This window comes from Streptomyces yunnanensis (assembly GCF_029011865.1).
GTDB lineage: Bacteria > Actinomycetota > Actinomycetes > Streptomycetales > Streptomycetaceae > Streptomyces > Streptomyces yunnanensis.
This window is the reverse complement of record NZ_CP095749.1, coordinates 5,967,822-5,980,461: the sequence shown is the minus strand read 5'-3', so window position 1 is coordinate 5,980,461 and position 12,640 is coordinate 5,967,822. Positions and strand designations below refer to the sequence as shown.

The 12,640-nt window shown below is 71.5% G+C and carries 15 protein-coding genes; 8 read left to right on the top strand and 7 right to left on the bottom strand.

The features are described from left to right. Positions 1-135: 135 nt before the first annotated feature. Positions 136-1,785: a hypothetical protein gene (locus MOV08_RS26085; RefSeq protein WP_275309055.1), complete on the top strand. Its 1,650-nt coding sequence runs from the start codon at positions 136-138 to the stop codon at positions 1,783-1,785. A 7-nt stretch (positions 1,786-1,792) separates the two neighbouring features. On the opposite strand, the gene MOV08_RS26080 is transcribed toward MOV08_RS26085, so the two are convergent. Together MOV08_RS26080 and MOV08_RS26075 are read right to left on the bottom strand one after the other, a co-directional pair. Continuing rightward, complete coding sequence (locus MOV08_RS26080; RefSeq protein ID WP_039641541.1) at positions 1,793-2,203, bottom strand: VOC family protein; 411 nt, start codon at positions 2,201-2,203, stop codon at positions 1,793-1,795. A gap of 64 nt (positions 2,204-2,267) precedes the next feature. After that, positions 2,268-2,660, bottom strand: coding sequence for a helix-turn-helix domain-containing protein (locus tag MOV08_RS26075; protein WP_203232574.1), 393 nt, complete (start codon positions 2,658-2,660; stop codon positions 2,268-2,270). Between the two features lie 107 nt (positions 2,661-2,767). Here MOV08_RS26075 and MOV08_RS26070 point away from each other — a divergent pair, with 107 nt between their 5' ends. Further along, entirely contained in the window at positions 2,768-3,427 is a 660-nt protein-coding gene (locus MOV08_RS26070) for a DUF4328 domain-containing protein (RefSeq protein WP_275309054.1), read from the top strand. Positions 3,428-3,464: 37 nt separating this feature from the next. On the opposite strand, the gene MOV08_RS26065 is transcribed toward MOV08_RS26070, so the two are convergent. Together MOV08_RS26065 and MOV08_RS26060 are read right to left on the bottom strand one after the other, a co-directional pair. Next, positions 3,465-3,596, bottom strand: coding sequence for a DUF397 domain-containing protein (locus MOV08_RS26065; RefSeq protein ID WP_338057189.1), 132 nt, complete (start codon positions 3,594-3,596; stop codon positions 3,465-3,467). Then, a complete protein-coding gene (locus MOV08_RS26060) occupies positions 3,559-4,503 on the bottom strand; it encodes a helix-turn-helix domain-containing protein (RefSeq protein WP_275309052.1) in 945 nt (314 codons plus the stop codon). The genes MOV08_RS26065 and MOV08_RS26060 overlap by 38 nt, the downstream gene beginning before the upstream one ends. A 186-nt stretch (positions 4,504-4,689) precedes the next feature. Here MOV08_RS26060 and MOV08_RS26055 point away from each other — a divergent pair, with 186 nt between their 5' ends. Together MOV08_RS26055 and MOV08_RS26050 are read left to right on the top strand one after the other, a co-directional pair. Further along, entirely contained in the window at positions 4,690-5,034 is a 345-nt protein-coding gene (locus MOV08_RS26055; RefSeq protein ID WP_275309050.1) for a hypothetical protein, read from the top strand. After that, positions 5,031-5,393, top strand: coding sequence for a hypothetical protein (locus MOV08_RS26050; protein WP_052286877.1), 363 nt, complete (start codon positions 5,031-5,033; stop codon positions 5,391-5,393). The genes MOV08_RS26055 and MOV08_RS26050 overlap by 4 nt, the downstream gene beginning before the upstream one ends. Here MOV08_RS26050 and MOV08_RS26045 read toward each other — a convergent pair. The 3 genes from MOV08_RS26045 to hppD all read right to left on the bottom strand — a co-directional run bounded on the left by MOV08_RS26045 (position 5,390) and on the right by hppD (position 9,151). Beyond that, complete coding sequence (locus MOV08_RS26045; RefSeq protein WP_275309048.1) at positions 5,390-6,250, bottom strand: hypothetical protein; 861 nt, start codon at positions 6,248-6,250, stop codon at positions 5,390-5,392. The two genes, MOV08_RS26050 and MOV08_RS26045, sit on opposite strands and share 4 nt — an antisense overlap. A 231-nt stretch (positions 6,251-6,481) precedes the next feature. After that, the gene (locus MOV08_RS26040; protein ID WP_039636054.1) at positions 6,482-7,846 is read right to left on the bottom strand and encodes an FAD-binding oxidoreductase; all 1,365 of its coding nucleotides are present in this window, start codon (positions 7,844-7,846) and stop codon (positions 6,482-6,484) included. 147 nt (positions 7,847-7,993) lie between these two features. Continuing rightward, positions 7,994-9,151, bottom strand: a complete 1,158-nt coding sequence (gene hppD, locus MOV08_RS26035; protein ID WP_420834215.1) for a 4-hydroxyphenylpyruvate dioxygenase — start codon at positions 9,149-9,151, stop codon at positions 7,994-7,996. A gap of 129 nt (positions 9,152-9,280) precedes the next feature. Here hppD and MOV08_RS26030 point away from each other — a divergent pair, with 129 nt between their 5' ends. The 4 genes from MOV08_RS26030 to MOV08_RS26015 all read left to right on the top strand — a co-directional run bounded on the left by MOV08_RS26030 (position 9,281) and on the right by MOV08_RS26015 (position 12,633). Beyond that, on the top strand, positions 9,281-9,748 hold the full coding sequence (locus MOV08_RS26030) for an Lrp/AsnC family transcriptional regulator (protein ID WP_039636050.1): 468 nt from the start codon (positions 9,281-9,283) through the stop codon (positions 9,746-9,748). 68 nt (positions 9,749-9,816) lie between these two features. After that, positions 9,817-10,464: an ABC transporter permease gene (locus MOV08_RS26025; RefSeq protein ID WP_039636047.1), complete on the top strand. Its 648-nt coding sequence runs from the start codon at positions 9,817-9,819 to the stop codon at positions 10,462-10,464. Next, a complete protein-coding gene (locus MOV08_RS26020; protein WP_275309046.1) occupies positions 10,457-11,752 on the top strand; it encodes a betaine/proline/choline family ABC transporter ATP-binding protein in 1,296 nt (431 codons plus the stop codon). Before MOV08_RS26025 ends, MOV08_RS26020 begins: the two co-directional genes overlap by 8 nt. Further along, positions 11,749-12,633, top strand: a complete 885-nt coding sequence (locus MOV08_RS26015) for an ABC transporter permease (protein ID WP_420834214.1) — start codon at positions 11,749-11,751, stop codon at positions 12,631-12,633. The genes MOV08_RS26020 and MOV08_RS26015 overlap by 4 nt, the downstream gene beginning before the upstream one ends. Positions 12,634-12,640 lie beyond the last annotated feature (7 nt).

Here is a 12,640-nt window from a genome sequence, read left to right as displayed (position 1 = left end):
AGCCTACGGTCCCTGACCTGGGCGAAGGACCACCCGCCTCTCCCCCGCCGCCGTCGCACCCCGACACCCGTGAAAATCAACGGACTTGGTGATCTAAGGTCGTTCCGCATCGATGTCCGAACGGGGGACCCAGGGATGGACGACCACACGACGCACGACGTCCGCACGACGGACCACGACCACGCCACGGACCACGACTACCTGGCGGGCAGACACGCCCCGGAGGGCTCGCCCGCCCACCGGCTCCACCTCTGGATCGCGCGCCTGCACGACGTCCTGACCCTCTTCTACGAGCAGTTCATGTACGAGGGCTGGGAGCACGAGTACACCGCCGGATCGCTGCCGGAGCTGGAGGCGGCGATGCTCGACTTCTGCTCGCACGACGACGGCAGGGACGACGGCAACGCGCTGTACGTCGAGGCCGTCGCGGCCTACCTGGGCGAGACGCTGCTGGAGGAGGCGGGCGGGCGCTGGGACTGGGACCCGACCGCGGGCACCGACGGGCTGCCCGTCGTCCGCCCGGACCCGGCCCTCGCCCTGCCGCCGGTCGTGCCGCTGCTCGTCGTCGGCCAGGCGCTGCGCGAGAAGTCGGGGCAGGTCCTGGCCACGGCGGTGCGCCTGCTGCGCGCGGCGGTCCGGGACCGGCAGCGGGAGCATCCGGCGTGGTGGCCGCGGCGGGTCCGCACCCCGTGGGTGAACACCGGGGCGATCATCTCGTCCTGCCACGCCGCGGAGCGCTGGCGCAACCAGCGCATGGTCGACTACCTGCACTGGTGGGCCGAGGAGGCCGGCGGCCGGGAGCACTGGCTCTTCGCCCCCGCGTCCCTGGACGCCCTTCAGGTGCTGCTGCGCAAGCACTTCCGGACGGTCGAGGACTACGACCGGGTCGCGGACGAACGGTTCTGGATCATGGCCGCCTGGTACGTGGGCCACTACGTCGTCGAGAAGAAGGACGCGCTGTGGCAGTACCGCGAGGTCGACCCCGACGCCCCGCCCGGCACACCGCACGCGGCGGACAGCCACTGGACCGGCAGCGCCTTCGTCAGCCAGCGGCTCCGCCTCGACGGCCACGCCGCACACCCCTGGGCGATGCTGCGCGAGGCCGTCGCCGGCAAGGACCTGCACGAGATCGTGGACCGCTTCCCCGATCCCCGCCCGCACGGCGAGTACGCCGAGGCACCGCCCTGGCCCGAGGCCCTGTGGCCGCAGGCCCGCCCGGAACACCTGGCGACGCCCGCCCTGCCGCCCCTCGCCGAGGCCGAACTGGCGGCACTGACCGCGGCCGACGACCTCGCGGGGCCGGACTGGTGCGACAACCACCGGCTCCACACCTGGCTGGCCGAGCGCCGCGCCGCCTTCCCCGCCTGGGCCGACGCGGCGGGCGGCGGAGCCGCGGCCTGGGACTTCTCCCCCGAGTCCCTGGACCGGCTGGAAGACCTGGTGCGCGGCCGCTTCGCCACCTACGAGGAGGCAGCGGCCGCGCGGAACGATCCCTTCCTGGTCGGCGCCGCCTGGTACTTCGGCGAGGTCCAGGTCAGGGAGTGCGGCGCCCTGTGGCGGTGTCGCCCACAGCCCCCCGAGGACCCCGACGACACCTACGACGTCCCGATGGTGCAGGCCCCCGAACCCGCCCCGGACGAGAACGAGGACTGGGAAGACGACGAGGACGACGGCGACGACGACGAGGACTACGTCCACATCTGCGACCCGACGGGCGAACTGCGCGCACTGCTACTGCGCGGCCCGGAGAACCACCTGCGGGCCGCGCTGGAGCACTACGCCTGACGACCCCTCAGGCCAGCGGCTGCGTGAACCGGATCCGGTTGCCGAACGGGTCACGCAGACCGCAGTCGGTCCCGTACGGACGCTCGGTGGGCTCCTCGGTGAACTCGACGCCCCGGCCCAGCAGCGTCTCGTAGGTCTTGCGGCAGTCGTCCGTGGTGAAGATGAGCCAGCCGCCCATCGCGCCCTTGGTCACCAACTCCCGAACCTGCTCCGCCGTTTCCTCGGACATCGCGGGAGCGCCGGGCTTCTCCAGCAGGATCTGGCGCTCCGGGTGCCCGGGGACGCTGACGGTCAGCCAGCGCATGAAGCCCAGCTCGACGTCGGCGGCGACCTCCAGGCCGAGCTTGCCGACGTAGAAGTCGAGGGCCTCGTCCTGGTCCAGGACGTATATCTGCGATTGCGTGATGGCGTTGAACATGAGGATCACGCTACTGACCACGCCGGACGAATACTTATCCAAAACTGCTCAGTCGCCGGACGGGTCAGGAGCTCGGCCGCATCCATGCCATCGCGAAGCAGGTGGGGACGCCCGTGGCCGGCGTCTCCTTGCGGTACGTCCGCGGCGACCGGCCCACGATGTCGCGGAACGTACGGCTGAAGGTCCCCGGACTGCCGAAGCCCACCTCGAAGCAGATGTCGGTCACGCTGCGGTCCGTCTCCCGCAGCAGGAACATCGCCCGCTCGACCCGGCGACGCTGGAGATAGCGGTGCGGCGTCTCGCCGAACGTGGCCCGGAAGGTGCGCGTGAAGTGCGCCTGAGACACATGCGCGATCCGCGCCAGGGCCGGCACGTCCAACGGCTGCGCATAGGCACGGTCCATGGCATCCCGCGCCCGCAGCATGCGGCGATTGCTGTCCTCTACGGCCCGACTCACGGCGTGATCACACCACAGCCGACCGCCGCCCCCGACAGCCGGGTACGCCCTGGAGCCTGCCCGACGGGGCGGTGGCAGCCGGGCTCCTGGTAGGTCAGGATTGCCGGGTGAACGATGACCTCACTCAGCCGACTCTGCTTCCGGTCCGGGGAGCGGCCCGCAGCGCCGTCGCCGCCTTCGTCCTCGTCGGCATCGCCTGGGTGGCCCGGGCCGTGTGGCAGGTCCGGCTTGCCGCGGCGGGGCTGCCGTCTTCCGGACTGCCGGACCAGGGCGAGGGCCGACACCGCACGCTGACCGGGCTGGAGAACGCCTACCACGTTGTCAGTGCCCTGGGGGATGCGGCCACGCTGCTGTGCGCGGTCGCCTTCCTCTTGTGGCTGACGCGCGTGCGGGAGAACGCGCGTGTCCTTTCGGGACAGGCACCGCGCTATGCCTGGCCGTGGATCTACGCAGGCTGGATCGTGCCCATCGCGAATCTGTGGGTGCCCCGCGGGATCATCGTGGACGCCCACCAGAAGAGCGCCCCGGGAGAGCGACTGCCGCGCGCCGTGAACTGGTGGTGGGGTCTGTGGCTGGCCGGGATGCTGAGCGGGGTGGGGCTGATGTACACCGGCTCCACGAACGACGTCATCGCGCGTGCCTACTCGGACGTACAGTTCCTGCTGCTGGCCGACGCTGCCGTCTTGGGCGCGGCCGTGGCCGGCATCCTCGTCATCCGTGAACTCACCGCCGTACAGCAGAAACACATCGAGCTCTCGAATTCGTAACCGAGCGCCCTCGTGGCCGCGCCTCCCCCTGCCCCTCTCAGACAGCGAACGCCCCACCCCTGACGGCCGCGAGGAACGCAACCCAACCCGCCTCCGGGAAGACCACCGCCGGGCCGTCCAGAACCTTGCTGTCACGAACGGGGACGACGCCGGGGAAACCGGGGGCCACCTCGATGCAGTTGCCGCCGTCGCGGTCGCTGTAGCTGCTCTTGATCCAGGTCGCCGCGCTCAGCTGGTGCTTGTCCATGCTGCCCGTACCTCTCCATCGCCTCACTGATCACAGCGGCGGACTCGCGGGCTGACGGAACGTCCGCCCTGAGCACATCATAGGCACGGCTGTGGCGCGCGTAGACGGCTGGATCGTCATTGAAATGGCCACTGTTCAGCGATTCCGAGTAGACCCACTCACCGCCGTCGGGCAGCGTGATCAGCGACATGGAAGTCTTGGGACGGACGAGCCCCACGCGGGCAGCCGGCGCGACCTGAATCCGGATGTTCGGGCGCCGCCCTACGGCCAGCAGGTGTGCGCACTGCTCGCGCATGACGGCTGCGTCCCCCACGACGTTGCGCAGACAACTCTCGTCCAACACCGCGATGTACAGGGGACCGTCGGCGGCACGGAAGCGTTGCTGTCGGCTCATCCGCGCCCTGACGCGCTCATCGACGTCTTCGCCGCTCGCGATGTCGGAGAACAGTGCACGTGCGTACCCCTCCGTCTGCAACAGCCCCGGCACAACCTGAGACTGGTATTCGCGCAGCGCAACCGCCACCGCATCCATGTCCGCCCGACGCTGGAACCAATCGGGATGCGCGACCTCGGGGTACCAGTCAATCCTGCCCCACAGCCTCTTCAACACCCCGCCCGTGCCCAGTAGTTCGTCGCACTTCTCGGCGGAGGTCTCGTGCGGGACCCGTGTTCCGCGCTCGACTCTCGCCACGTGCGACCGGTCGCACGGGATCTTCCGCGCCAGCTCCTCCTGGGTGAGTCCGGCCGCCTCCCGGAAGTGCTTCAACACCTCCCCGAAGACGGCGGCGTTGGTGGCTGCTGTTCCCCCCGTGGCGTTGCGTCGACTCACGCATCCCCCTTGTGACAGTTGGCGAGTGGCACGCGTCAGGCATTGCACCCCGGCACTCCGCAGAGCAACGCTGTACGCACCCAACGTAACGGGCCGGTGGCCGTTCGGCCCGCCCTTCGCACAAGACCCCCGCGACCGTGCGACCGGTCCGGGGGCGTGGCCATCAACTACAACGGAGTTGACGACATGATGCACCGTATCGCGAGCCTGTTCCTGCCGCTGCTGCGGCTGTTACTTCCGGGCGGGGGACGGCATCGGGCCGTCGCCCCGACGCCCGCCGCCGCGTACGGCGGGGCCGGGCCGGCGGCGGTCGCGCCGCTCCGGGGGCGCACCCGACCACCGCTGGTACCGCTGCGCGGCGAGGACGTGCACCTCGTCCGGCCGTACATCCTCAGCGAGGCGGAGTTCCAGGAGCGCCGGGAGCGGCGGGAGCGACGGCTGCGGCGCAGCCCCCGCCGCGCACTGTGGCTCGCGGCGCACGGCGTGGACGTCGGTCCGCGCGACCTCCGCGGGATGGCGGTGGCCGCATGACGGATCACGTGCACGCCGGGCCGCGGCTGCTGCCCTGGACGACCGCGGACGGCAACCCGTGCTTCCTGTTCCCCGGCGACGGGACCGGGTACGTCTCCCGTCTCGCCGACCGCATGGAGGCCGAGCAGCTCGGCTCGGCCGCCGTCCTCATCGAGGAGGCGGAGCGGGTCCTGTCCGGCCGGGCCTGGACCGCGGGGGAACTTCAGCTGCTCACCGTGCAGTTGAAGGACTCCCTCGTCGTCGTCCATCGCGTCGCGGAGAGCCGGGGCGCCCGGCTGCCCGTGCCCGACGACCCCGACAAGACCGGCGACCGGCCCACCCTGGGCGGCGCCCCCGAACCCTCTGGGTGGGCCCCCTAGGCGGCGGCCCGGCGCTTCCGTCGCCCGCGGCGTACGGCGATGGAAGCCAGCACCACCAGCGCGACCGCGGCGCCGCCCCCGAGCAGCCAGGGCAGGCGGCTGTGCGGGACGGGTGGGCCGGCCACGGTCACCTGCCGGGTGGTGGTCTCCTGCCCGTGGTGGCTGACGACCGTCATCGGGTACCTGCCCGCCGGTATGTCGTCCCGAACGGTGGTGTGCCCTCCATAGAGCGTGCTCCCGTCGTCGCACTTGCAGCCGGGGTCGTCCTCGCCTTTCCTGAGTGTCAACGGTCCGTCGAAGAGCGGGGACTTGACCGTCAGCGATGTCTCGCCCGCGGCGGGCTGCCCGTCGGTCAGGACCACGATGACGTCGCTGCCCGGACGCACGGCGCTTCGGTCCCCTTCGGCCGGCAAAGGGCGCTTCGCGTCACCGATGACGAACCGGCCTATCATCGCCGACCCCTCGGCGACGACTGGTATCCGGGCGGTGGCGACGGTGCGGCCGTGGCTGGTCGCGGTAACGGGGTACGTGCCCGGCGCGATGTCACCGCGGATGCGGTGCCGGGTTCCCGGCGCGTCGGTCTGGACGAACTCGACGGACCCTTTCCTCAGCGGGGTGAGCGGAACAGGTTCGACGAGGGCCGGCGAGGTGACGGTCACCTCGTCCGTCCCGGCGGGCATCCCGACGATGTCGAACGCGACCGGCCCGTTCACCTCGATCCTGGCCCCGGGCACGGCGCCGGCATACAACAGGTGAGGGCCTCCGGCCGCGGCTGCGCCCGGCGCCGCCGACAGGACGAGCGCACCGGCCGCGGCCAGGACCGGGACCCACCGGCGCAGGGACGGGGGAGAGAACACGGCGGGCTCCTTGCGGGGTCGGATCGCCAACCGGCGGTGACGGCGCGGCACGTGCCTCGTGCCGGTGGCGAACACGTTGACCCATGTCATCCTCGATGACGTTCGACCGCCCGCAAGGGTTGCCCGGCACGGCCCTGGTCCAGCGGACACCGCACCTGGCTGGGACCTGTCCGGTGAGTCTTCGTGGATCAGGCCACGACGTGCGGTGCCGTAGACCGCGAGGGGCTCGGCCTAGAACACCTTCCCGGGGTTGAGGATCCCCAGGGGGTCGAAGACCTGCTTGATGCCGCGGTGCAGGGCCACGCCGTCGGGGCCGAGTTCGCGGGCCAGCCAGTCCTTCTTCAGGACGCCGACGCCGTGTTCGCCGGTGATGGTGCCGCCCAGGTGGAGGCCGAGCGCCATGATCTCGTCGAAGGACTCGCGGGCGCGCCGCTCCTCGTCCGGGTCGGCCGGGTCGAAGCAGACCAGCGGGTGGGTGTTGCCGTCGCCGGCGTGCGCGCAGACGCCGATGGTCAGGTCGTACTTCTCGGCGATGGCGGCGGCGCCCGCCAGCATCGTGGCGAGCTGGGAGCGCGGCACGCAGACGTCGTCGATGAGCATCGCGGGCTTGATCCGCTCCAGGGCGGTGAAGGCCAACCGGCGGGCCTGGAGCAGGAGTTCGGACTCGGCGGCGTCGTCGGCGGGGACGACCTGGGTGGCGCCGGCCGCCTCGCACAGCGTGCCGACCGCGGCGAGGTCGGCGGCCGGGTCGGGGGTGTCGAAGGCGGCCAGCAGCAGCACCTCGGTGGTCTCCGGCAGGCCCATCTGGGCCATGGCGTTGACCGCGCGGACGCTGGTGCGGTCCATGAGCTCCAGGAGGGAGGGGGTGTGGCCGTCGGCCATGATCCGGCAGACCGCCTCGCCGGCCGCCGTCACCGAGTCGAACTCGGCGACCAGGGCGAGCTGTCGGGGCGGCGCGGGCTTCAGGGCCAGGGTGGCGCGGACGACGACGCCGAGGCTGCCCTCGGAGCCCACGAAGAGGCGGGTGAGGTCGTAGCCGGCGACGCCCTTGGCGGTGCGGCGGCCGGTCCTGATCAGCCGGCCGTCGGCGAGCACCACCTCCAGGCCGAGCACGTACTCGGCGGTGACGCCGTACTTCACGCAGCACAGGCCGCCGGCGGCGGTGCCGATGTTGCCGCCGATGGTGCACGACTCCCAACTGGAGGGGTCCGGCGGGTAGGAGAGGCCGTGCTCGTTGACGGCGCGGGAGAGGACGGCGTTGACGACGCCCGGCTCGACGACCGCGATCCGGTCGACGGGGTTGATTTCGAGGATGCGGTCCATCTTGACGAGGGAGAGCACTATGCAGCCGTCGACGGCGTTGGCGGCGCCGGAGACCCCGGTTCGCGCGCCCTGGGGGACGACCGGGACGCGCAGTTCGGTGGCCGTCCGCATCACGTGCTGGACCTGCTCGACGGTGCGCGGCAGGACGACCACGGCGGGGGCGCCCGCGTCGCAGAAGTTGGCCATGTCCCGGGCGTAGGAACCGGTGACGTCGGGGTCGGTGAGCAGCGCTTCCGCCGGGAGCCCGGCGCGCAGGCGTTCGATGAGGTCCATGTCCTCAGCCTCGCACCCGTGTGCCGTACACGGAAGATCGTGTACGGCACACGGGGGGAGGCCCGGGCCCGGCGGGACGGCGCCGGACGGGCAGCCAGCGCGCAGCGCTGTCTTCGGGGGGCGGAGGTCGGGTGACGGGCGGGCGGGTCAGAGGTTGCCGCGCCGGTCCTGCTCGCGCTCGATGGCCTCGAAGAGGGCCTTGAAGTTGCCCTTGCCGAAGCCGAGGGAGCCGTGTCGCTCGATCATCTCGAAGAAGACCGTCGGGCGGTCCTGGACCGGCTTGGTGAAGATCTGCAGCAGGTAGCCGTCCTCGTCGCGGTCGGCGAGGATCTTCAGCTCGCGCAGCTCGTCGATCGGGACCCGGGTCTCGCCGACCCACTCGCCGAGGGTGTCGTAGTACGAGCCGGGCACGTCGAGGAACTCCACGCCCGCGGCCCGCATCTGGCGCACCGACGCGACGATGTCGTTAGTGGCCAGCGCGATGTGCTGGACGCCGGGGCCGCCGTAGAACTCCAGGTACTCGTCGATCTGGGACTTCTTCTTGGCGATGGCCGGCTCGTTGAGCGGGAACTTCACCTTCTTGGTGCCGTCCGCGACGACCTTGGACATCAGCGCCGAGTACTCGGTGGCGATGTCGTCGCCGACGAACTCCTTCATGTTGGTGAAGCCCATGACGTTGTTGTAGAAGGCCACCCACTCGTCCATCTTGCCGAGTTCGACGTTGCCGACGCAGTGGTCGACGGCCTGGAAGAAACGTTTTTTCGGAGCGGCGACGAGCGGCTCGACGGCGACGAAGCCCGGCAGGTACGGACCGTCGTAGCCGGTGCGCTCCACCAGGGTGTGGCGGGTCTGGCCGTAGGTGGCGATGGCGGCCCGGACGACCGTGCCGTGCTCGTCCTTGGTCTCGTAGGGCTCCGTAAGGCCGGTCGCGCCGTGCTCGACGGCGTAGGCGTACGCCGCGCGGGCGTCCGGCACCTCGATGGCCAGGTCGACGACGCCGTCGCCGTGCGCGGCGACGTGGTCGGCGAGGAAGCGGCCCCACTCGCTGGTCGGCTTGACCACCGAGGTGAACACGAACCGGGCACCGCCGGAGGTGAGGACGTAACTGGCCGTCTCGCGACTGCCGGTCTCCGGGCCCTGGTAGGCGACGCGCTTCATGCCGAAGGCGGTGGAGTAGTAGTGCGCGGCCTGCTTGGCGTTGCCGACGGCGAAGACGACCGCGTCCATCCCCTTGACCGGGAAGGGGTCCGCCTGCCGGGCCGTGGCCGGGGTGGTGGGCTGGGTGTGCATCGTGGTGTCTGCCATGTCCGCAGAGTCCCGCCGATCCACAAGGTGCGCAATAGTTTGTGCGTTTACTGGGCATTCTGTATGGCGACTGACGGGTTATGCCGAGCGATCTGTACATGATGACCATCGAAATCGGAGGGCACGGCCATGGCGATCGATCATTTGGACGGGGCGTTGCTGGAACTGCTCGCCCGGGAGCCGCGGATCGGCGTGCTGGAGGCGTCCCGCCGGCTGGGCGTGGCCCGCGGGACGGTCCAGGCGCGCCTGGACCGGCTTCAGTCGAATGGAGTGATCAGGGGTTTCGGGCCGGACGTGGACCCGGCGGCGCTGGGCTATCCGGTGACCGCGTTCGCCACCCTGGAGATCAAGCAGGGCCAAGGCAGCGACGTGCGGGCCCACTTGGCGTCCGTACCGGAAGTACTGGAGCTGCATACAACGACCGGACACGGGGACATGCTCTGCAGGCTCGTCGCGCGGTCGAACGCCGATCTCCAGAGGGTGATCGACCGGGTCGTGGGCTTTGATGGCATCGTGCGGGCATCGACGGCGATCGTCATGGAAAATCCGGTTCCGCTGCGGATCATCCCGCTGGTGAAGCAGGCCGCGGGAGGCTGACGACGGCGGGCGGCTCCGGCCGCTTGCGGGGCGGCCGGGACCGGGCGACGGACGGCAGGAGGCGACGGGTGAGCTTCTGGGAGTACGTCGGCAGCCGGCACGCCCAGCTGCTGACCGACACGTTCCAGCACGCCAGCGCGGTCTTCCAGTGCATGGTGATCGCCACCGTCCTGGGCGTCGTCATCGCCGTCGCCACCTACCGCAGCGAATGGGCCGGCGCGCTCGCCACGACGACCACCGCGACGATCCTGACCATCCCGTCCCTGGCCATGATCGGCCTGCTGATCCCGGTCGTGGGCCTCGGCGTGGCACCGACCGTCGTCGCGCTGACCCTGTACGGGCTGCTGCCGGTGGTCCGCAACGCCATCGTGGGGCTGCGCGGGGTGGACCCGGCGCTGGTCGACGCGGCCAAGGGCATCGGGATGTCCCGGACCGCCCGGCTCTTCCGGGTCGAACTCCCGCTGGCCTGGCCGCCGATCCTCACCGGCATCCGGGTCGCCACCCAGATGCTGATGGGCATCGCGGCCATCGCCGCCTTCGCCTCGGGCCCCGGCCTCGGCAACGAGATCTTCCGCGGGATCGCCTCGCTGGGCAGCGCCAACGCGCTCAACCAGGTGCTCTCCGGGACCCTCGGGATCGTCGTCCTGGCCCTCCTCTTCGACGCCGCCTACGTCCTGATCGGACGCCTGACCATTCCCAGGGGGATCCGTGCCTGAGCCGTACGCGAGCGACACCGACGCCCCGCAGCCGGCCAGCGGGGCGGGCGCCGCCATCCGCCTGGAGCACCTGACGAAGATCTACCCGGGCAACCCCGCCCCGGCGGTGGACGACGTCAGCATGGAGATCAAGGCCGGCGAGACGGTGGTCTTCGTCGGGCCGTCCGGCTGCGGCAAGTCCACCACGCTCAAGATGATCAACCGGCTGATCGAGCCGACCTCGGGCCGGATCCGGATCGGCGACGAGGACGTCACCGCCATCGACCCGGTCGGGCTGCGCCGCAAGGTCGGCTACGCCATCCAGGCGTCCGGGCTCTTCCCGCACATGACGGTGGCGCAGAACATCGCGCTGGTGCCGCGGATGTCCGGCTGGTCGAAGGCGCGGACCCGGGCCCGGGTCGAGGAGATGCTCGACCTGGTCGGCCTGGACCCGGGCGAGTTCCACCACCGCTACCCCCGGCAGCTCTCCGGCGGCCAGCAGCAGCGGGTCGGGGTGGCCCGCGCGCTCGCCGCCGACCCGCCGGTGCTGCTGATGGACGAGCCGTTCGGCGCCGTGGACCCGATCACCCGCGACCACCTCCAGGACGAGCTGATCCGGCTCCAGCACGAGCTGCACAAGACGATCGTCTTCGTCACCCACGACTTCGACGAGGCGATCAAGCTCGGCGACCGGATCGCGGTGCTCCGCGAACGCTCGCACATCGCCCAGTTCGACACCCCGGAGGCCATCCTCACCAACCCGGCGGACGACTTCGTCTCCGGCTTCGTGGGCGCCGGGGCGGCGCTCAAGCGGCTGAACCTGACCCGGGTGCGGGACGTGGAGGTGGTGGACTTCCCCACCGCGCAGCTCGACGACCCGCTCCAGTCGATCTTCGACCTGCTGCGCGACGGCACCACCAACGAGGTGCTGCTGCTGGACCGCCACCGCCGCCCGTACAAGTGGCTGCGCCGCGGCGACCTCTCGCGCGCCAAGCAGTCGCTGGCCCGGGCCGGCACGCTGGTCACCGACACGGTGACCCGGGACGCGACGCTGCGGGACGCCCTGGAGGCGGTGCTGACCGACAGCGCGGGCCGGGTCCCGGTCACCGGCCGGCGCGGCGAGTTCCTCGGTGTGGTCGACATGGAGACGCTGATGAACAACGTCCACGAACTGCTGGAGGCGGACCGCCTGGAGGCCCTGGAGCACCAGCACGAGCTCCGGGCGCTGGGCGCCCACCGGACCCAGCTCGCCCAGGAGGGACTGGACGGCGCCGGCGGGCCCGAGGGCGGCGCGGGGGGCCGGGCGTGACGCCGGGCGCGTCCCCGGAGAGCGGGGGCCACCGCCGGCCGCCGGACGGCCCCGCCGGGGCGGCCCTCCCGGACGACGCGGAGACCGCGGAGCGGGAGCTGGCGGCCGGGACGGCGCCCACCACGTCCCTGGCCCCCGGCGGGCGCCGGATCAGCTGGCAGAAGTGGACGTGCATGCCGGCGTTCCTGGCCGCCGCGCTGCTGGCGACCTGGCTGTGGTTCCGGGGCGCCCGCCTGGACTCCATCGCCCACCAGGCGGTCGATCACGGCAAGGTGTGGCTGGCGCTGCGCCAGCACGTCCAACTGACCGCGATCTCCACCGTCTTCGTGCTGGTGATCGCGATCCCGCTGGGCATCGCGCTGACCCGGCCGTGGCTGCGCCGGGCCACCCCGGTCGCGATGGCCTTCGCCAACCTCGGGCAGGCCGTCCCGGCGCTGGGCCTGCTGGTGCTGCTGGTCATCTGGCTGGGCATCGGCGCCCGTTCGGCGATCGTCGGCATGGTGGTCTACGCCGTCCTGCCGGTGTTGGCCAACACCCTCGCCGGGCTGCGCGGCATCGACCCGACGCTGACCGAGGCGGCGCGCGGCATCGGCATGTCCCCCATGGGCGTGCTGGCCAAGGTCGAACTCCCGCTGGCCGTCCCGCTGATCCTGGCCGGGGTGCGCACCGCGCTGGTGCTGAACGTGGGCACCGCGACGCTGGCCACGTTCGGCGGGGGCGGCGGCCTCGGCGACCTGATCTCGGCGGGCATCATCACCCAGCGGATGCCGGTGCTGATCCTGGGCTCGGTGCTGACCGTGGCGCTGGCGCTGCTGGTGGAGTGGCTGGCCTCGCTGGCCGAACTGCTGCTGCGCCCGCGCGGGTTGGAGGTGGCGACGTGAGGGGGAC

Excerpts from the sequence above, each read along its gene's own strand:
- MOV08_RS26040 (WP_039636054.1), bottom strand. The coding sequence starts at position 7,846 with ATGGACCTCATCGAACGCCTGCGCGCCGGGCTCCCGGCGGAAGCGCTG.
- MOV08_RS26030 (WP_039636050.1), top strand. The coding sequence starts at position 9,281 with ATGGCGATCGATCATTTGGACGGGGCGTTGCTGGAACTGCTCGCCCGG.
- MOV08_RS26050 (WP_052286877.1), top strand. The coding sequence starts at position 5,031 with ATGACGGATCACGTGCACGCCGGGCCGCGGCTGCTGCCCTGGACGACC.
- MOV08_RS26080 (WP_039641541.1), bottom strand. The coding sequence starts at position 2,203 with ATGTTCAACGCCATCACGCAATCGCAGATATACGTCCTGGACCAGGAC.
- hppD (WP_420834215.1), bottom strand. The coding sequence starts at position 9,151 with ATGGCAGACACCACGATGCACACCCAGCCCACCACCCCGGCCACGGCC.
- MOV08_RS26085 (WP_275309055.1), top strand. The coding sequence starts at position 136 with ATGGACGACCACACGACGCACGACGTCCGCACGACGGACCACGACCAC.
- MOV08_RS26055 (WP_275309050.1), top strand. The coding sequence starts at position 4,690 with ATGATGCACCGTATCGCGAGCCTGTTCCTGCCGCTGCTGCGGCTGTTA.